This is a genomic window from Geothrix edaphica, from assembly GCF_030268045.1.
Classification (GTDB): domain Bacteria; phylum Acidobacteriota; class Holophagae; order Holophagales; family Holophagaceae; genus Geothrix; species Geothrix edaphica.
In genome coordinates this window covers 240,046-257,966 of record NZ_BSDC01000001.1, presented here as the reverse complement: position 1 = coordinate 257,966, position 17,921 = coordinate 240,046, and the positions used below count along the sequence as shown (strand labels likewise).

The 17,921-nt window shown below is 69.6% G+C and carries 23 protein-coding genes; 9 read left to right on the top strand and 14 right to left on the bottom strand.

Translation table 11 applies throughout. The annotated features are described in order from the left end of the window. Positions 1-111: 111 nt before the first annotated feature. Positions 112-1,842, top strand: coding sequence for an aldehyde ferredoxin oxidoreductase family protein (locus QSJ30_RS01225; protein WP_285605961.1), 1,731 nt, complete (start codon positions 112-114; stop codon positions 1,840-1,842). A gap of 1 nt (position 1,843) precedes the next feature. Beyond that, positions 1,844-2,077, top strand: coding sequence for a MoaD/ThiS family protein (locus QSJ30_RS01220; protein ID WP_243303642.1), 234 nt, complete (start codon positions 1,844-1,846; stop codon positions 2,075-2,077). A 10-nt stretch (positions 2,078-2,087) separates the two neighbouring features. Here the strand turns inward: QSJ30_RS01220 and QSJ30_RS01215 are convergent, their stop codons facing one another. The 4 genes from QSJ30_RS01215 to QSJ30_RS01200 all read right to left on the bottom strand — a co-directional run bounded on the left by QSJ30_RS01215 (position 2,088) and on the right by QSJ30_RS01200 (position 4,845). Then, positions 2,088-2,801 carry a nitroreductase gene (locus QSJ30_RS01215; protein WP_285605960.1) on the bottom strand — a complete coding sequence of 238 codons (714 nt, stop codon included), beginning with the start codon at positions 2,799-2,801 and terminating at the stop codon, positions 2,088-2,090. A gap of 75 nt (positions 2,802-2,876) precedes the next feature. Then, on the bottom strand, positions 2,877-3,077 hold the full coding sequence (locus QSJ30_RS01210) for a hypothetical protein (protein ID WP_285605959.1): 201 nt from the start codon (positions 3,075-3,077) through the stop codon (positions 2,877-2,879). A gap of 28 nt (positions 3,078-3,105) precedes the next feature. Beyond that, positions 3,106-3,969: a hypothetical protein gene (locus QSJ30_RS01205; protein WP_285605958.1), complete on the bottom strand. Its 864-nt coding sequence runs from the start codon at positions 3,967-3,969 to the stop codon at positions 3,106-3,108. A gap of 222 nt (positions 3,970-4,191) precedes the next feature. Next, entirely contained in the window at positions 4,192-4,845 is a 654-nt protein-coding gene (locus QSJ30_RS01200) for a hydroxyacylglutathione hydrolase family protein (protein WP_285605957.1), read from the bottom strand. A gap of 82 nt (positions 4,846-4,927) precedes the next feature. Here QSJ30_RS01200 and QSJ30_RS01195 point away from each other — a divergent pair, with 82 nt between their 5' ends. The 3 genes from QSJ30_RS01195 to QSJ30_RS01185 are packed head-to-tail and all read left to right on the top strand — an operon-like array spanning position 4,928 to position 7,342. Further along, positions 4,928-5,986, top strand: a complete 1,059-nt coding sequence (locus QSJ30_RS01195; protein WP_285605956.1) for a bifunctional methionine sulfoxide reductase B/A protein — start codon at positions 4,928-4,930, stop codon at positions 5,984-5,986. Between the two features lie 40 nt (positions 5,987-6,026). Then, on the top strand, positions 6,027-6,944 hold the full coding sequence (gene epsC / locus QSJ30_RS01190) for a serine O-acetyltransferase EpsC (protein ID WP_420798754.1): 918 nt from the start codon (positions 6,027-6,029) through the stop codon (positions 6,942-6,944). Beyond that, positions 6,941-7,342 carry a phage holin family protein gene (locus QSJ30_RS01185; RefSeq protein ID WP_285605954.1) on the top strand — a complete coding sequence of 134 codons (402 nt, stop codon included), beginning with the start codon at positions 6,941-6,943 and terminating at the stop codon, positions 7,340-7,342. The genes epsC and QSJ30_RS01185 overlap by 4 nt, the downstream gene beginning before the upstream one ends. 17 nt (positions 7,343-7,359) lie before the next feature. Here the strand turns inward: QSJ30_RS01185 and QSJ30_RS01180 are convergent, their stop codons facing one another. Further along, positions 7,360-8,097: a lysophospholipid acyltransferase family protein gene (locus tag QSJ30_RS01180; protein WP_285605953.1), complete on the bottom strand. Its 738-nt coding sequence runs from the start codon at positions 8,095-8,097 to the stop codon at positions 7,360-7,362. A 5-nt stretch (positions 8,098-8,102) separates the two neighbouring features. Further along, a complete protein-coding gene (locus QSJ30_RS01175; protein ID WP_420798764.1) occupies positions 8,103-8,705 on the bottom strand; it encodes a peptidylprolyl isomerase in 603 nt (200 codons plus the stop codon). A 108-nt stretch (positions 8,706-8,813) separates the two neighbouring features. Here QSJ30_RS01175 and QSJ30_RS01170 point away from each other — a divergent pair, with 108 nt between their 5' ends. After that, positions 8,814-9,728, top strand: coding sequence for a prepilin peptidase (locus tag QSJ30_RS01170; RefSeq protein WP_285605951.1), 915 nt, complete (start codon positions 8,814-8,816; stop codon positions 9,726-9,728). 102 nt (positions 9,729-9,830) lie between these two features. Further along, positions 9,831-10,811, top strand: coding sequence for an ion channel (locus tag QSJ30_RS01165; RefSeq protein WP_285605950.1), 981 nt, complete (start codon positions 9,831-9,833; stop codon positions 10,809-10,811). On the opposite strand, the gene mce is transcribed toward QSJ30_RS01165, so the two are convergent. The 5 genes from mce to tmk form a co-directional block, all read right to left on the bottom strand. Then, positions 10,756-11,160, bottom strand: coding sequence for a methylmalonyl-CoA epimerase (mce, locus tag QSJ30_RS01160; protein WP_285605949.1), 405 nt, complete (start codon positions 11,158-11,160; stop codon positions 10,756-10,758). The genes QSJ30_RS01165 and mce overlap by 56 nt on opposite strands. Positions 11,161-11,265: 105 nt before the next feature. Beyond that, positions 11,266-12,471, bottom strand: coding sequence for a PDC sensor domain-containing protein (locus QSJ30_RS01155; protein WP_285605948.1), 1,206 nt, complete (start codon positions 12,469-12,471; stop codon positions 11,266-11,268). An 88-nt stretch (positions 12,472-12,559) separates the two neighbouring features. Continuing rightward, positions 12,560-12,802 carry a DUF2492 family protein gene (locus tag QSJ30_RS01150; protein WP_285605947.1) on the bottom strand — a complete coding sequence of 81 codons (243 nt, stop codon included), beginning with the start codon at positions 12,800-12,802 and terminating at the stop codon, positions 12,560-12,562. A gap of 65 nt (positions 12,803-12,867) precedes the next feature. After that, positions 12,868-13,881 (bottom strand): hypothetical protein, encoded by a 1,014-nt coding sequence (locus QSJ30_RS01145; RefSeq protein ID WP_285605946.1) that lies wholly within the window; start codon positions 13,879-13,881, stop codon positions 12,868-12,870. Next, on the bottom strand, positions 13,881-14,537 hold the full coding sequence (gene tmk / locus QSJ30_RS01140; protein ID WP_285605945.1) for a dTMP kinase: 657 nt from the start codon (positions 14,535-14,537) through the stop codon (positions 13,881-13,883). The genes QSJ30_RS01145 and tmk overlap by 1 nt, the downstream gene beginning before the upstream one ends. Before the next feature lie 108 nt (positions 14,538-14,645). Between tmk and QSJ30_RS01135 the strand changes: the two genes are divergently transcribed. Further along, a complete protein-coding gene (locus tag QSJ30_RS01135) occupies positions 14,646-15,776 on the top strand; it encodes a zinc-ribbon domain-containing protein (protein ID WP_285605944.1) in 1,131 nt (376 codons plus the stop codon). A gap of 1 nt (position 15,777) precedes the next feature. Next, the gene (locus QSJ30_RS01130) at positions 15,778-16,275 is read left to right on the top strand and encodes a hypothetical protein (protein WP_285605943.1); all 498 of its coding nucleotides are present in this window, start codon (positions 15,778-15,780) and stop codon (positions 16,273-16,275) included. Here the strand turns inward: QSJ30_RS01130 and rfaE1 are convergent. The 3 genes from rfaE1 to QSJ30_RS01115 all read right to left on the bottom strand — a co-directional run bounded on the left by rfaE1 (position 16,272) and on the right by QSJ30_RS01115 (position 17,911). Beyond that, positions 16,272-17,276 carry a D-glycero-beta-D-manno-heptose-7-phosphate kinase gene (gene rfaE1, locus QSJ30_RS01125; RefSeq protein ID WP_285605942.1) on the bottom strand — a complete coding sequence of 335 codons (1,005 nt, stop codon included), beginning with the start codon at positions 17,274-17,276 and terminating at the stop codon, positions 16,272-16,274. The genes QSJ30_RS01130 and rfaE1 overlap by 4 nt on opposite strands. After that, the gene (locus QSJ30_RS01120) at positions 17,273-17,455 is read right to left on the bottom strand and encodes a Trm112 family protein (RefSeq protein WP_285605941.1); all 183 of its coding nucleotides are present in this window, start codon (positions 17,453-17,455) and stop codon (positions 17,273-17,275) included. The genes rfaE1 and QSJ30_RS01120 overlap by 4 nt, the downstream gene beginning before the upstream one ends. Before the next feature lie 102 nt (positions 17,456-17,557). Further along, positions 17,558-17,911: a P-II family nitrogen regulator gene (locus QSJ30_RS01115; RefSeq protein ID WP_285605940.1), complete on the bottom strand. Its 354-nt coding sequence runs from the start codon at positions 17,909-17,911 to the stop codon at positions 17,558-17,560. Positions 17,912-17,921: the final 10 nt, after the last annotated feature.

Genomic DNA, 17,921 nt, shown 5'->3' with positions numbered 1-17,921 from the left:
CCGGCCGGGGCTTCGCGGACACCTATGTCAAGAATAGCCCCCCGCCTCCGGCGACCGGCACACCTCCTGCCTTGGTCAGGGATCCATCCGAGACCTTGAGGGGAGCCCACCATGGACAAGATCCTGCGCGTGAACATGACCGACCTGACCACCGCGGTCGAGGAGGTGCCCGCCGAGTGGGCCGGTCTCGGCGGCCGGGCCCTCACGTCGACCATCGTGGCGAAGGAGGTCCCGCCCACCTGCCACGCCCTCGGGCCCAACAACAAGCTGGTGTTCGCGCCCGGGCTGCTCTCGGGCACGGCGGCGTCCAACTCGGGTCGCCTGTCCGCCGGCGCCAAGAGCCCGCTGACGGGGGGCATCAAGGAGAGCAACGTCGGCGGCACGGCGGCCCAGATGTTCGCGCGCCTGGGCATCAAGGCCCTGATCGTCGAGGGCATGCCCAAAGGCGAGGGCTGGTACGCCCTCAAGGTCGGCAAGGACGGCGTCACCATCGAAGAGGAGCGCGGGCTCCTGGGCCTGGGGAACTTCGCCGTCATCGACGCCCTCCAGGCGCTCCTCGGCAAGAAGACCGGCGTGATCGCCATCGGCCCCGCCGGCGAGATGAAGCTCACGTCCGCGAACATCTCGGTGAAGGATCCCTCGGGCAAGATCCGCAGCCACGGCCGCGGCGGCCTTGGCGCCGTCATGGGCTCCAAGCGGATCAAGTTCATCGCCATTGATGACGAGGGCGCCCCCGGCATCCAGCTCGCGGATCCCGAGGCCTTCAAGCGCGCCTCCCGCGTGTTCACGAAGGCCCTCATGGACCACCCCGTGAGCGGCCAGGGCCTCCCCACCTACGGCACGAACGTGCTGGTCAACATCCTCCACGAGGCGGGCGGCCTGCCGACCCGGAACTTCACGCACGGCCAGTTCGACGGCCACGAGCAGATCTGCGGCGAGACCATGCACGACACCATCGTGGCCCGCGGGGGCAAGCCCCGGCACGGCTGCCACGCGGGCTGCGTCATCCAGTGCTCGCAGGTCTACCACGACAAGGAGGGCCAGTACCTGACCTCCGGCTTCGAGTACGAGACCATCTGGGGCCTGGGCGCCAACTGTCTCATCGCCGAGCTGGACGACATCGCCCTGGCGGACAACCTCATGGATGACCTCGGCATCGACTCCATCGAGACCGCCGTGGCCTTCGGCGTGGCCATGGAAGCGGGCCTCCTCCCCTGGGGCGACGGGAAGGAAGTGGTCCGCATCCTGCGCGAGGAGATCGGCAAGGGCACCGCCCTGGGCCGGGTGATCGGCTCGGGCGCAGGCGCCGTGGGCCGCACCTACGGCGTCACCCGGGTGCCCGTGGTGAAGAACCAGGCCATCCCGGCCTACGACCCCCGCTCGGTCAAGGGCATCGGCATCACCTACTGCACCAGCCCCATGGGCGCGGACCACACCGCGGGCTACACCATCGCCACCAACATCCTCAACGTGGGCGGCCAGGTGGATCCGCTGAAGAAGGAGGGCCAGGTCGAGCTCTCCCGGAACCTGCAGATCGCCACGGCCGCCATCGATTCCACGGGCATGTGCATCTTCATCGCCTTCCCGGCCCTGGACATTCCCGAGTGCCTGCCGGCGCTGATCGCCATGATCAACGCCCGGTTCGGCGCAAAGCTCACAGGCGAGGACGTGACGGGCCTGGGCAAGACGGTCCTGAAGCTCGAGCGGGCCTTCAACCTGGCGGCCGGCCTGACCAGCGCCGATGACCGCCTGCCGGAGTTCTTCAGCTCGGATCCCGTCACGCCCCACCAGGCCGTGTGGGACTTCACGAACGAGGAAATCGACGCCTTCTGGGATTTCTGAGATGGCGCCGATCACCGTCACCATCAAGCTCTTCGCCCACTTCCGGCACGGCCGGTTCAAGGAGGCCGACCATCAGTTCCCGCCCGGCGTGGCCTGCCGCGAGGTCATCCTCGGGCTGGGCTTCCGGCTGGGCGAGATGGGCATCGTCATGGTCAACGGCCAGCACGCTCCCCTGGATCATCCGCTGAGCGAGCGCGACACCCTGGCCCTCTTCCCCCTGGTGGGTGGGGGCTGAGGGCCCCGGGCTAATCCTCGAGGAATCGCGTGAACTCAGCGACGGGAGCGCGCTCGGTCTCCAGGCTGTTCTCCACAGACGCCGGGTCGGCGTAGCCCAGGGCCATGCCGCAGACCAGCATCTGCCCGGGCTGGAAGGCCAGCTCCTCGGCGATGACGCGGTGGAACTGGATGAAGGCGGCCTGGGGGCAGGTGTGCAGGCCCCGGGCCCGGGCCGCCACCATGAGGTTCTGGAGGAACATGCCGTAATCAAGCCAGCTGCCCATCTGCATCCGGCGGTCGATGCTGAAGATCAGGCCCACAGGGGCGTCGAAGAACCGGAAGTTGCGGCCATGCTGGGCGTGCATGCCTGCCTTGTCGGTCTTGGCGATGCCCAGGAGGCCGTAGAGGTCCCAACCCACCTTGCGGCGCCGGTCGAGGTAGGGCGAGACCCACTCCTTCGGGTAGTACTCGTACTCCCGCTCGTGGCGGGCCAGCTCGTCGGGATCCTCGTAGATCGCGAGGATGCGGTCGCAGAGCCGCTCCTTGGCGGCGCCAGTCAGCACATGGACCTGCCAGGGCTGGATGTTGGTGCCCGAGGGGGCCCGCGAAGCCACGCGCAGGATGGCCTCTACGGTTTCGCGCGGCACGGGCGTCGGCAGGAAGGCACGCATGGAGCGGCGGCTGGTGATGGCGGCATCGACCGCGGCGGTGTGTGCTTCGCTGGGCACGTCGAACAGGTTCACAGCGCCAATCCTTTCAGGGCAGCCCACCAGGCCTCCCTGAATCATAAAGCCCCTCCTGGCGGCCTCTGCGCTGATCTACTGACCCTTTTTGGGGTGATGGAAATGGTGGGCATTCTTCGCGAACTGGCCCCGCTTCCGCACGACGGGGTCGCTGGAATGCAGGGCCTCTTCCAGCTTGGCGGCCTCGATGGGCTGGCCCATGGGGAGGTTCAGGTCCTTGTGGAGCCGCCCCTCATGGGACTTCTTGATCTGGATGGTCTTCCTGGTCGCAACCATGGTTCTCATCTCCTGGACAATGCGCCAGTCACTTGACGGAGACCGGCTCGGGGGCGGTCAGGGAAAAGGTGACGAGCTGGGAGGAGGGGATGCGGATCACGGTGTCGGCGGTACCGGCCGCAAGCGCGGTTCCGGCGAGGGCGCCTGCCGCCGCCCCACCCAGGGCGTGATCACCCTGGTGGTTCTTGTCGGTGAGGACGCCCACCAGGGCGCCCAGGGCCGCGGTGCCGCCGATGAACTTGGCGTCACGCTTGCCGCGGGTGTCGCCCACCACCATGTAGGTTCCGGCATCCACGCCGTTGTGGCCCACTGTGGTCAAGCGGATGCCCAGCCCACCATTGCCGCTGGACAGGCGCCCCGCGGGGGTGCTCTGCGCCACGACACCACTGACATTGGTGCCCGCAGGCCAGACCACGGTGTTCCCCACCATCACGTCCTCGGACAGGGTCCCGGACCAGGGATCTCCGGCCTGGTCCCGATCCGTGGCCAGCTCAGCGCCCATCCTGACGGTGATGCGGGTGCCGCTGGGAACCTCCACGATGGTCACCCGTGGCAATTGGGCGACCGGAGTCGAGGCCAAGGTGGCCGCGTCCTTGCGGCGCTCTGCAGCCCGCTGCCGGGCGTCCGCCAGCTGCCGGTCCAGGGCGCGCATGTGCGCCAGGGACACCTGGTTGATGGCTTCCTGGTCGCCGGACGCGCGGTTCTTGCCGGCCTTCATGTCGGCCACCTGCTGTTCCAGCATGGCCACCCGGTCCTCGGCGGCCTTGGCCTGCAGCTGGGCGGCGACCTGGGCCTGGACGGTGGCATCACTGGCCTTGGGCTGGCAGGCTGTGAAGCCGACAGCCACCAGCACCGTCAAGGCACCCGGGGCGAAACGCTTGAAGTCATTCATGGCTGCTCCTTAAGCAGGAAGGGGAATGGGGCGACGGCAGATCGAGGGCCCGGACCGTGAGGTCCGACCCGCCAACCATGGCTCTGAGGTGCACATTCCAGGCCACAACTTAAATTTATTTATATTAATAACTTACATAGCCATATTGGGCCTGCCGTTCCGGCGGATTCCATCAAAATGGAGAAGAAGTCCTTCAAATTAGATGGCGATCGGGTCCAGCGCTCAGCGCAGCCCGTGGTTCGCCTTGAACCCCGCCCACTCGCCCTTGGCCTTGAGGAAAGCCTCCACATCAGGGCACAGGAGGAACGGGTTGTAGCACCGTTCCCATTCGATGGTGGAGCTGGGGCGGGCGCCGTAGTCGTGGCCGGGCCAGAGGGTGGTGTGGGGCGGCCACTCCCGCAGCAGGCGCTGGAGGCTGTCCCACTCCGTGCGGCCGTCGGCCTCGGTCTGGGTACCGCCCACCTTACCCACGAAGAGCAGGTCCCCGGTGAAGCCGGCGCCCTCGCCCTCCACCAGGAAGGCCAGGTGGTCGTGGTAGTGACCGGGGACGTGCCACACCCGGAGCGAATACGCGCCGAAGGGAACCCGGTCCCCATCTTTGAGCGTGAGGTCGGTGGGCCCGGGGTGCCCCGGGCCTCCCGCCACCAGCGCCCCGGTCAGCGCCTTGGCCCCCTCGTTGCCGTTGGCGTGGTCGGCGTGGCCGTGGGTGTTGAGGATGTGGGTGATCCGCAGCCCCTGGGCCCGGGCCCGCTCCACCACCGTCTCGGGGGTGTACGAGGGATCGATGAGCACGCCCACGCCCGCTTCCCGGTCCCCCAGGAGATAGCCGAAGTTGCGATCGCCCCCGACCCGGATCTGCTCGAAGATGAACCGCATGGAAGCCCCCCAAGGGGCCCATTGTCCCTCAGCCGGAAACGCCCGGGCACCTGGCGGCATCCAACCTGCATCCGGAGGACCCATGCGGAGGCGGAGCATCTGGTTGGCGGTGGCCGCAGCAGTGGCGCTGGCGGGCGCGGCCCTGGCCCTCCCCCACCCGGGGCATCCTCCTACCCCGACCGATCGAGAGGTGAATGTGACCGCGCCCGACAAGCCCAGCCCTGACGCCCTCAAGAAGAAGCTCACGCCCATGCAGTACCGCGTCACGCAGGAGGCCGGCACCGAGCCCCCCTTCCAGAACGAGTTCTGGAACGACCACCGGGACGGGATCTATGTGGACGTGGTGAGCGGTAAGCCGCTCTTCTCGTCCAAGGACAAGTTCGATTCGGGCTGCGGCTGGCCCAGCTTCACGAAGCCCCTGGCGGCCGAGGAGGTGGTCGAGCACCGCGACATCTCCCATGGCATGATCCGCACCGAGGTGCGATCCAAGGGCGCCGACTCCCACCTGGGCCATGTCTTCGATGACGGCCCCCGTGACCAGGGCGGCCTGCGCTACTGCATCAACTCGGCCTCCCTCCGCTTCGTGCCCGTGGATGACCTGGAGAAGGAGGGCCTGGGCCGCTTCCTGCCCCTGTTCGGCCGGACGGCCAAGGCGGCGCCGGTGGCCAAGGAGGAGATCGCCACCCTCGCCGGCGGCTGCTTCTGGGGCATGGAGGACCTCCTCCGCAAGCAGCCCGGCGTCCTCGGCATCGAGGTGGGCTACACCGGGGGCACCGTGCCCAACGCCACCTACGAGCACCACGAGGGCCACGCCGAGGCTGTGCAGATCCGCTTCGACCCCACCAAGACCAGCTTCGAGGCCCTGCTGCGCTTCTTCTTCCGCATGCACGACCCCACCACCCTGAACCGCCAGGGCAACGACGTGGGCACCTCGTACCGCAGCGCGATCTTCACCCACAGCGAGGCCCAGCGGCAGACCGCCGAGCGCGTGAAGGCCGAGGTGGACGCCAGCGGCAAGTGGAAGCGGCCCGTCGTCACCGAGATCACCGCGGCCGGGCCGTGGTGGACGGCCGAGGAATATCACCAGGACTACCTGATCAAGCACCCCGGCGGCTACACCTGCCACTACGTGCGGGAGTGATTCTGCGGCATCCTAGTCCATCCGGCCCTCCGCGGTCCGGATGGATCCTGGAGTCCCCATGCCCAGCAAGCGACACCCGGAGCCACGGCCCGACCTCCACGCCGTGGTCGAGGCTCTGGCCGAAGCCTCCTCGGCGCTCACGGAGATGCCCCTGGGCCGGCGGGAGTTCCCCTCACGCACGGCCCTGGCCGCCCTGGTGGAAGAGCTGCGCGCCCTGCTCTTCCCGGGCTACTTCGGCGCCTCCGAGCTGAAGGCCGAGACTCTGCGCTACCACCTGGGCGCCCGCATGGACCGGGTGCTCCACGGGCTCTGCGACCAGATCCAGCGGGGGATGATGGCCTCCGATCCGGCCTGCGGCGACTGCGGCGAGCGTTCCCTGGACCTGGCGCGGGCCTTCCTGGCCCGGCTGCCCGAGGTGCGGCGCCTCCTGGCCACGGATATCCAGGCGGGCTTCGAGGGCGATCCGGCGGCCACCAGTCCCGATGAGGTGCTGTTCTGCTATCCGGGCATGGTGGCCATCACCAGCCAGCGCCTGGCCCACGAGCTGCTGAAGCTGGGCGTGCCCCTGCTGCCCCGCATGATCACCGAGCTCGCCCACAGCCTCACGGGCATCGACATCCACCCCGGCGCCCAGATCGGCGAGCGGTTCTTCATCGACCACGGGACCGGCGTTGTCATCGGCGAGACCTGCATCATCGGCCGCAACGTGCGGATCTACCAGGGCGTGACGCTGGGAGCCAAGAGCTTCCCACTCGATGCGGAGGGCCACCCCGTGAAGGGCGTCCCCCGCCACCCGGTGGTGGAGGATGACGTGATCATCTACTCGAACGCCACGGTGCTGGGCCGCATCACCCTCGGCAAGGGCTCGGCCATCGGCGGCAACGTGTGGCTCACCCGCAGCGTGCCTCCGGGCAGCATCATCACCCAGGCCAAGGAAAAGGACGGAATGCCGGCATGACCACCCTCCTGCGCTTCCTCTTCTCGGCCGTCGGCCTGCTGGTGGCCTGCGCCTTCGTGCCGGGCCTGGGCCACGGCACCTTCCTCGATCTGCTCATCGTGGCCGTGATCCTGGCCGCCCTGAACACCACCGTGGGCAGCCTCCTGAAGCTCATCGCCTTCGTCCCCGTGGCCTGCTCCTTCGGCTGCTTCAGCCTGGTCATCAACGGCCTGGTGTTCTGGCTGGCCGGGGCGCTGTCCTCGCGGCTCGGCCTCGGGTTCACCGTCCCGGGCTTCTGGGCCGGCTTCTTCGGCGCCCTGGTGAGCAGCGTCATCGCATCGGTCCTCGGCGCGATCTTCATCCCCAAGGACCGCCGGCGTCCGCAGGGGCCGCCTCCGCCCATCAAGATCGTGAACTGAGCCCGGCACCGCTGGGGTCAGCGACCGTCGCCCTTCCCCAGGAGCTCGCGCACCGCTGATTCCGCGGCCAGGCGGAGCGCCTCCGCGTCGGGGTAGGCGCTGGATTCCAGGGGCGAACCCATGGTGATGCGGTAGAGGCCGCCCCGCACGCGCCAGCCGCCCTTGGGCAGGATCTCCGGACCGCCGTGGATGGCGAGGGGCACCACGGGCACGCCGGCCTCGAAGGCCAGGGCGAAGGCCCCCTTCTTGAAGGGCTGCAGGCACCCTTCCTGGCTGCGGGTGCCCTCGGGAAAGGCCACGATGCTCTGGCCCGCGCGGATGCGGACGGCGGCCTCCTCCAGGCTCGCCAGGGCCGCGTTCCGGTCGCGGCGGTCGATGAAGATGAAGTCCGCCAGCCAGATCACCCACCCCAGGAAGGGGACCCGCGCCAGCTCCCGCTTGGCCACAAACACCGGGCGGCAGGGCAGCGTGGAGATCATCAGGGGCGGATCGAACAGCGACGTATGGTTGCCGATGAACACGGCGGGCCGTCCGCCGCTGCGGAGATCAGGCGGGAGCGCCTCCCAGCCCTCCAGCTCCCGGCGGATGCCGAAGGCCCGGGCTGTGCCGCGGATGTAGCGGGGCGCCACGAGCCAGAAGGCCCCCGGGCCGCCGAGGAAGGGCGCCAGCAGAAAGCAGAGGCACACAGAGAGCGCCAGCGCCAGGGCGCCGAAGATCCAGACCAGAAGGGGACGGAGGAGAGGACGGCCCGCCATCGCCCCTACTGCGGCGGCAGCAGTACGGCGTCCTTGAGCCGCACGGGGTACTGGGGCACCCCGGACTGGCCCTTGCGCCATTCGGTCCGCACCTTCTCGATCTTGTCCACCACGTCCATGCCCGCCACCACCCGGCCGAAGACGCAGTAGCCGTAGCCCTCCTCGCTCAGGTCCCGGTGGTCGAGGGCCTTGTTGTCCACGGTGTTGATGTAGAACTGGGCCGTGGCGCTGTGGGGCGACCCCGTGCGGGCCATGGCGATGGTGCCGCGGGTGTTCTTCAAGCCGGCCCGGAAGGTCTGGGGGGCCTCGTTGAGGATGGGCGCCCGCATGGGCTTCTCCTCCAGGTTCTCCAGCAGGCCGCCGCCCTGAACCATGAACCCCTCGATGACGCGGTGGAAGATGGTGCCCTTGTAGTGGCCATCCTTCACGTACTGAAGGAAGTTCTCCACGGTCTTCGGGGCCAGCTCCGGCTCCAGCTCCACCACGATGGGACCGTAGCTGGTGAGCAGCTGCACCCGCGGCTTGGCCAGGGGCGCGGGAAGGGGCGCAGGAACAGGCACCGGCGTGGCCGCTGGCGTGGGCGCCGGGACGGGCGCCTGGGCGGACAGGGAGACAGCGAGGACGAGGCTGGGCAGCAAACGGGACACGGGGACTCCTGGGGGCGTTCCCTTCCATTCTGCCGCGAACGCGGAAGAAGTCCCCGGTATCGTTGTCCCATGCCGTTCCTCGACCTCCCGCCCTGGATCCTGAGCCTCTTCCTGACGCCCTTCGGGCTGCTCCTGGGCTCGTTCTCCAACGTGCTCATCCACCGGCTGCCCCAGGAGGCGCCGGAGGATCGCAACGTGGTGACGAAGGCCAGCCACTGCCCGTCCTGCAAGGCGAAGATCAAGCCCTGGCACAACGTGCCCCTCTTCGGCTGGCTGTGGCTGCGGGGGAAGTGCGCGGCCTGCGGCTGGCGCATCCCCTTCCGCTACCCGCTGGTGGAGCTGCTGGGCGGCCTGATCCTGGGCGGCGCGCACTGGCTCTTCCCCTTCGGCACGCTCATCTGGCTCAAGGCCGTGATCTGCGCCTACGCCCTGCTGGTGCTCTTCTTCACGGACTTCACCGAGATGATCCTGCCGGATGCGATCCAGTTCCCCCTGATGGTCCTGGGCGTCCTCTGCGCCCTGCCCCAGCTGGCCTGGCCCGAGACCCTGGTGAAGGCCTGGGGACGGGGGGACACGCTCATCCAGGCCCTGGCCTTCCACAACGGCCTCCAGCCCGCCCCGGCCTACCACGGCTTCGAACCCACGGTCACCTGGCAGGCCAGCCTCCTGGGCCTGGCCATCGGCTATGGGGCGCCAGCCCTGCTGAACCTGGTCTACAAGGCCATCCGCAAGACCGACGGCCTGGGCATGGGCGACTTCAAGATGCTCGCCTGGCTTGGCGCCTTCTGGGGCTGGGCCCCCATGCTGGGGGTCCTCTTCCTGGGCGCGGGCCTGGGCGCCGCCGTGGGGCTGCCCCTGATGCTCACCCGCCGCTCCGGGGGCCAGACCATGCTGCCCTTCGGCTGCTTCCTGGCCCTGGCCACGCCCATGGTGGTGTTCTTCGGGCGGGCGCTGTGGCTGGGGTACCTGGGCGTGGTGGGCTGATCCGGCTTCCCGCCGACCGCGAGAGAAGGAGACGCGGCCTGCCTCTGGCAGTCTGGCCCCCCGTCGCTACAATCTGGGCTTTCCCTTCCTTCGCAGGACGCCATGGCCTCCCCCTTCCGCGGACCCTCTCTCCCTGACGACCTCGGCCTGGGCCTACAGGGGAGGGCCGGTCGAGGGGTCAACAAGGACGGCTCCTTCAACGTGCGCCGCCTGGGCCTTCCCCGCTTCCGGGCCTACGACCTCTACCACCACCTCATCACCATGGGCTGGGGCCCCTTCCTGGGGCTCCTGTTCCTGGCCTTCCTCCTGACCAACGCCGTATTCGCCCTGCTCTACCTCGGCATCGGGATGGAACACTTCACCCGGCCGGGCGGCGAGACGCTCCCGGGCCGGCTGGAAGATGCGTTTTTCTTCAGCGCCCAGACGCTCACCACCGTGGGCTACGGGCACATCAGCCCCAGGGGGACCCTCGCCAGCTCCGCGGCGGCCCTGGAGTCCCTCCTCGGGCTCCTCAGCTTCGCCCTGGCCACCGGCCTCCTGTATGGGCGATTCTCCCGACCTCAGGCCTGCCTGCGCTTCAGCACCAGGGCCGTGGTGGCCCCCTATCGGCAGATCACGGGCTTCATGTTCCGCCTCGTCAACATGCGCAGCAACCAGCTCATCGAAGTGGAGGCCACGGTGAGCCTGTCCTTCGAGGATCCGGGCTCCAGCATGCGCCGGTACACCCTGCTGCCGCTCGAGCGCTCGAAGATCCACCTCTTCCCATCCAACTGGACCGTGGTGCACCCCATCGACGAGGGGAGCCCCCTGCATGGCATGACCGCCGAGGATCTGCGCCGCGCCAAGGCCGAGTTCATCGTCCTCATCAAGGCCTTCGACGACACTTTCTCGCAGACCATCTACGCCCGGACCTCCTACACCGCCGATGAGGTCCAGTGGGGTACCCGGTTCCAACCCATGATCTTCGCGGCGACAGACGGCATGACTGAACTGGATGTGGGACGCCTGGATGCCCTGGAAGAGACGCTCAGCCCTGCTGGCTCAGCTCCATCAGCACCCCGCCGGTCTCCGCGGGATGGATGAAGGCCACGCGGCAGCCGTGGGCGCCGTTCCTCGGGGCCTGGTCGATCATGCGCACGCCCTTGGCCAGGAGCCCGGCCACGGCGGCGTCGATGTCGTCCACTTCGAAGCAGACGTGGTGGATGCCGGGGCCGCGCTTCGCCAGGAACTTGCCGATGGGGCCTTCGGGATCGGTGCTCTCCAGGAACTCCAGGGTGCTCTCGCCCACCGGAAAGAAGGCGGTCGCCACCTTCTGCTCGGGCACGGCCTCGGTGTGGTCGGAGCCCATGTCGAAGAGGCGCGCCATGCGCGCCATGGCCTCGTCCAGGCCCGGCGTCGCGATGCCCAGGTGGTTGATGCGCAGCAGCTTCACGCGGCACCTCCCGTGCCGCGCCCTGCGGGCTTCGGCTTCGCCAAAGTGGCACTCCGCTCCAGCTGCGTGCTCATAAGGGGCTCCCGGAACCAGTGTAGGGCGGAGCTAGATGGCCGTGTGCTTCCCGGATCTGGGGAAGACCTCCTTCGCGCAGTCGGGGCAGATGCCGTGGGTGAACTCGGCGTCGGTGTGCTCGTTCAGGTAGGCCTCGATCTGGTTCCAGTAGCCCTTGTCGTCCCGGATCTTCTTGCAGTGGCTGCAGATGGGGAGCATGCCGCCGAGGGTCTTCACCTCGGCCAGCAGGGCTTCCAGGCGCGCATGGACCGCCTGCTGCCGGACCCAGGCCCGGTGCACCATCCAGGAGGCGACCAGCGTCAGGCAGGTGAAGAGGAGCACCTCCATGACCTCCTGGGCGACGTCCCGCCGCCAGTCCGCCAGGTAGTCCCGGTCGGCCAGGCCCACCAGGATGAAGAAGGGCTGCCCGGACACCCGGCGGATGGCGAAGGTGCGCTCGACGTGATCGAAGGGCGTGACGGCCCGGTAGGTGCCGGCACCCCGGCCGGACTGGGCGAAGGCCACGAACTCCGGGGAGACGACCCGCTGGCCGATGGCGGTCCCGGCGCTCACGGGCTCCGGGTGGCGGGCGATCAGGCCCATGTCCAGGTCCCGGAGGGCCACGGAGCCGTGGGGCCCCACATCCAGGGCCGAAAAGGCCCGGGTGAACTGGTCCAGGGGGATGACCGCATGCGCCATCCCCGCGAAGCTGTGATCGGGGCGCTCGATGCGCCGGGCCAGGATGATCACCCAGGTGCCCGTGAGCCGCCCCATCAATGGCCTGGAGATCACCAGGCCGGCCCCGGGAACGTCCCGGAGGCGGATGAAGTGCTCGCGATCCGACAGGTTGACGCTGGCATTCGACCCCACGCCGCTCCCGTGGTCCACCACGCCCTCGGCATTGGTGGTCCGGATGGCCAGCAGCTCCGGAGCCCGCTCATGCTGGCGGCGGATGAAGGCATCCAGGTCCTGCCGTCCCCGGGCGGAATCCATGCCCACCCGCTCGACCTCCTCCTTCACCGCCAGCACGGCGAGGTCGGCCTTGCTGAAGGTCTCCGCCACATAGCGGTCGAGGACCAGGCTCAGGTTCTGGGCCGTGGCGATGGCCAGGTCCCGGCGGCTCTGGAGGCCCTTGTAGACGGAAATCCCCGCCATGAGGATGACGAAGAGGTTGAGGATCAGGACCCCGGCCTGCAGCCCCAGCAGGAAGCGCTTGGGAGCGAAGGTCTGGATGGGAGCGTCCTGGAAAGGTTCCATGGGATCCGCGGGAGAGGTCAAAGGGAGATCCTAGCAACCCGGGGCAACCACCCTCCCGAGGGGGGACCGCCCCTCTCCGGCCGGCCGGTCAGTGCTGGCAAGCGGGGGCCATCCCCAGCGTCACCGTACCCCCAGCCACCTGGATCTTGCCCTTGCTGCCCAGGAAGGCCAGGACGCCATCGAAGTCGAAGGTGTCCCCATGGCAGTTGCAGTAGGTGGCCGCGGGGCCGTGGGCGGCGACGGAGGCGGCGCGCAGCTCCTCCAGGCGGCAGCTCCCGCCCTTCTCCACCAGCAGGGACAGCAGGTCGTGGCCGTAGAGGGGTTCGGACATGGCGGGCTCCAGTTCAGGAGTCGTGGCTCCTGAACCAAGTCTACCTGGGTCGTTCGTGACGGGGGTCACGCGCCCTGAAGGGACAGCCCCACTTCCCGCAGCAAGGGTTCGGGGCTGAGGTTCCGGGGCAGGTGGCGCAGGGACTCCAGGGCGGCTTCCTGGGGCGGCCTCAGGTCCCGGGGCTGGGCGGCGAGGTCTTCCAGGGCCGCCCGCCAGGGGTCCAGGCCCGGGGCCTCGCCCGCGCGGATCCGCGCCAGGTCCGCCAGCAGGCGCAGGAGCAGCTCCAGGGGCTGCCGCAGCTGCTCGCTCTGGGCCAGCGGGGAATCCTTCTCGGGCAGCAGGGCCTGGCCCGCTTCGCTGAAGGGGCGTCCCTGCAGCAAGGCAAGCCAGGCCTCAACCTGGGCCTCGGCGCGGCGGAAGGCGGCCTCGTCCAGGAAGCGCAGGCCCCCCTCGCCCAGGGCGGTCCAGCGGGGGCGGTCGGCCTCGGTCCAGCCGTTCTGGACGGCGACGGCCCAGGCCTCCTCCGGCCCGAGGGGCGCGAAGGGGATGCGCTCGCAGCGGCTGCGGATGGTCTGGAGCAGGGCCTCGGGGCGATGGGTCACCAGGATGAAGTGGGTGTCCGGGGGCGGTTCCTCGAGGGTCTTCAGCAGGAGGTTGGCGCTGTTCTCATGGAGGCGGTGGGCCTCCTCCACCAGGATCCAGCGGTGGCAGCCCACGGGGGGTGACAGGGAGGCCCACTCGATGACGCCCCGGCTGAAGCGCGGCTGGTGGTCTGAATCGAGGCCCTCGCGGACCTGGTCGATGCGGATGACGCCCGCCTTGCCCTCGGGGACGATGCGCAGCAGGTTGGGCAGCTCGAAGGGCAGGTCGTCGCCCATCACCATGCGGCAGCCCTCGCACTGCCCGCAGGCATTGCGGCGGAAGCAGAGCTCGCGCCGCGCCAGCTCCAGGGCCACCCGGCGCTTGCCGATGCCCTCGGGCCCCGTGAAGAGCAGCGAGCCGCGGATCTGCCCTGCCTGGAGGCGGGCCAGGAGGCGCTGGCGGATGGCGTGATGGCCGGCCAGGTCCGGGGCGAACATCAGTCCACCACGAATCCGGCGCTGCGCAGGAGCGGCGCCACCCGGGCCCAGATGGCCACCTCCACCTGGTCCACCGGATCCCGCGCCGGCACCATGGCGACGCGGGTGGGATGGGTCTGGGCGAGGACCAGGAAGCGGTTTCGCACCTTGCGGTGGAACTCCAGGGCGGCCTGATCGAACCGGGTCTCGGCGAACTCGGCCCCCAGGGACAGGTTGCGGACCTCCACCCGCTGGAGCGACACCTCGGGATCCATGTCCAGCAGCACCGTCAGGTTCGGGCGCAGCCCCCGCAGCACCAGCTCGCTGAGGCGGTCCAGGGTGGCCTCCGACACACCGCTGGCGCCCTGATAGGCGCGCGTGGAGTCCTCGAAGCGGTCCACCAGCACCACCTTCCGCTCGGCCAGGGCGGGCCGGATGACCGTCTCCAGGTGCTGGGCCCGGTCGGCGTAGAAGAGCAGCAGCTCGGCGTCCGCGCACCAGGTCTCGCCGCTGCTGTGGCGCTCCAGGAGGAGGCGGCGGAGCTCCCGGCCCAGGGCCGTGCCACCGGGCTCCTTGGAGACCACCAGGGGCAGGCCGAGGTGGCGCAGCCGCTCGGAAAGCCGCAGCAGCTGGGTGGACTTCCCCGAACCCTCCACACCCTCGATGGTGATGAACACGCCCCGCAAACCGACCTCCGTCCGATGAGGATACCCGGGGGCCGGGCCCCTGCGGTTTGGCCGCCTCCCGCGGCAGTGCTATCCTGCTTGAAACTCCAGGAGTTCCAGGTGGCCGAAGCGATCCATTGCCCCAGCTGCTCCACCCGCTACCGCCTGCGTCCCGAGCGGTTGAAGCCCTCCATCCGGCGGGCCCGGTGCTTCTCCTGCGGTGAGGTGTTCCCCCTGGGCCGCCTCGCGCCGATCGCTCCGCCAGTAGAGGAGGCCGCGGCCGCCACCGGCCGCTTCGACCTGACGGAAGTCGCGGCGGCGCTGGAACAGATGCCGGCCGCTCCCCTCGATCCCGCCCCGGCCGTCCCCTCCTCGCTGACCCTGGGCGATCTGGAGGGCACCGACGCGGAAATCCTGGAAAAGACCCTCTCGGGCCTGGGCCATCCCGTGCCCGAAGCCTCCCTGCCTGAAGTCCCCATGCCCGAAGCCCCGGTCGAGGCGCCCCCCGCCGCCGCCATCGGCGCGGCCAAGCCCCTGCCACCGGAGGCCGGCGAGGATACCCTGACCGGCACGTACAGCTCCGCCCGGGATGCCATCAGCAAGCTGTTCGCCGGCATGCCGGAGCTCCCCCAGGCGCCGAAGGCCCCCAAGGAGCCCTCCTCCATGGACATGGAGGCCACGCTGTCGGCCCTGGAGGCCACCCTGGGCAAGGGCGGCGCGACTCCGGGCGGCTCCGCCGCACCCGAGGGCGATGAGCCCACCTCCTCCGGCCTGCACCCCGAGGACCTCCATGCCCCTTCCACCACCACGCTGCGCCTGACCCAGGAGGACCTCCGGGCCGCCCTTCGGGCCGGAGCCCCGGAGCAGCCCACCGAGGCCCTGCGGCCCTCGGACCTGCTGGCTCCCCTGCCGGAGCAGCAGGCTGCGGCCAGCCCGGTCATGGAGCCCACGGCCCCGCTCGAGGACGCGGGAGCCGAGCGGCTGCGCCTGAAGATCGGCGAGGAGATCTACCCGGGCCTCACCATGGCCCAGCTGACCGCCTGGATCGAAGAAGGCCGCATCCTGGAGCACCATCTGGTCGCGCGGCAGCACAGCGAGAACTGGTTGGAGGCCCACAAGGTGCCCGGCCTGCGCCCGGTCTTCGAGCGCCTGCGGCGCGACCGCAGCGGCTCGGCTCCCGCCTTCGATTCCCCCATCCTGGAGATCGCTCCGAAGAAGAGCCTCTTCGGTGGCCTCTTCGGGAAGAACTGACATGCAGACCCTCGCCCTCGCCGCCCTCCTCTGCCTGGCCCAGACTCCGACCCCCGCGCCGGCCCCGACCGCGCCGGTCCAGGCTCCCGCGGCCGCCCCCGCCGCCGAGACCTCACTCTCCTACTATTCCGAGAGCTTCCCCTTCGCCTGGGATCGCACGATCCCCCTGACCGTGAACCTGGACGGCCTGAAGGTCACCAGCATCTTCTTCAACCGGCGCGTCATCGAGCCCGGCTTCTTCAACCTCCTCAAAGGCGCCGAATTCGGGACCCGGGCCCAGGTGGAGGTCACGAACACCGCCAAGTACCCGAAGATCCCGGGCTTCGCCGTGGCGGTGCTGGACAGGGACGGCAGGCTGCTCGGCGTGGCCTCCGGCGGCACCAAGGTCGGCACCATCAAGCCCGGCGAGACCGAGGCCTTCGACCTGAACTTCACCCAGGTGAAAGAGCGCCTCGCCAAGGGCGACCGCTTCGTGCTGGCCATCGAACTGCGGAACTAATTCGCTTCCTGATCGTGGTAGTGGGCCAGCAGCTCGGCGGGGGTGACGGTGGCCGTGCCCACCTTGGCCACCACCACGCCGGCGGCGGCGTTGGCCAGCATGGCGGCCTCGCGCCAATCGGCCCCCGCGGCGATGGCGGCGCTGAAGGCGGCGATGACCGTATCGCCGGCGCCGCTCACGTCGAAGACCTCCCGGGCCTCCGTGGGCACCATCCACGGCGCCATGTGGTCGCTGTCCGGCGCGAAGAGGGCCATGCCCCGCTCGCTGCGCGTCACCAGCAGGCCCTGCAGGCCCAGCTCGGCGAGGATGGCCCGGCCGGCGTCGGCCACGTCCGCATCGGATTTCGCCGGCCGCTGGGCCAGCTCCGAGGCCTCCTTGGTGTTGGGCGTCATGAGCGTCGCGCCCTGGTAGAGGGCCTTGTGCGCGGGCTTCGGATCCACGATCCAGGGCAGATCCTTGGCGGCACAGATGGACCGCACCGCCTCCATCACGGGCGCGTTCACCACCCCCTTGGCGTAGTCGGACACAATGAGGGCCGAGGCCTCGGCCAGGGCCTGCTCCAGCCGGGTCTTCAGGCCCATCAGCACCGCGGCCTCCGGCGGCCCGGATTCCTCGCGGTCGATGCGGAGCATCTGCTGCTGCTGGCCCACGACGCGGGTCTTGATGATGGTGGGCCGGGACGTATCGAGGACCAGCCCCGAGATGGAGATGCCCAGGCGGCCCAGCAGGCCCAGCAGCCGGTCGCCGGCCACATCCTTCTGGAGCGTGCCGATGAGCAGCGGTTCCGCCCCCAGCGCCTTGAGGTTGGCCGCCACATTGGCCGCCCCGCCCAGCACCGCCTGCTCGCGCACCACCCGCACGATGGGCACGGGCGCCTCGGGCGAGATGCGGCTGACCTCGCCGAACAGGTACTCGTCCAGCATCACGTCGCCCAGCACGGCCACCTTGCGGCCCTCCATGCGGCGGAGCAGCGACTCGGCCTGGGCGCGGTCGAGCCTCACGGCTGCACCTTCTTGGCGCCCATCTGCTTGGCCTGGTCCACCAGCATCACGGGAATGCCGTCCTCGATGGGATAGAGCAGCCCGCAGGTCTGGCAGTGCAGCCCCTCCGGTTTCTCCACGAGGTCCCCGTGGCAGGCCGGGCAGCAGAGAATCTCGAGGAGGCGAGGATCGAGCGGCATGGGACCAGCTTATCGGAATCCCGGGCGACGGGAGGCCGTGGCTCGTCAGGGGGCGCCCGGACCAGAAACGGCTCCAGGCGCCCCCCTACCACTCACCCCCACTCACGGCCCGATGGCCGCGCCGCCGGTTTCGCCCGTCCGCACCCGGTAGCATTCCTCCAGGTTCAGGACGAAGACCTTCCCGTCCCCCAGGTGGCTGGGCTCGGACTTGGCGGCCGCCATGATGGCCTCCACCGCGGGCTGGACGAACTCCTCGTTCACCGCGATCTCCAGCTTCACCTTGGGAAGCAGGCGGATGAGGCCGATCTTGCTGCCCCGGAACTGCTCCGCGAAGCCCTTCTGGGTGCCGCAGCCCCGCACGTCGGACACGGTCATCAGGTAGATGTCCTTGGCCACCAGGGCGGCCTGGACGGCCTCGAACTTGTCGGGCCGGATGATGGCGACAATCATCTTCATGGTCGGCTCC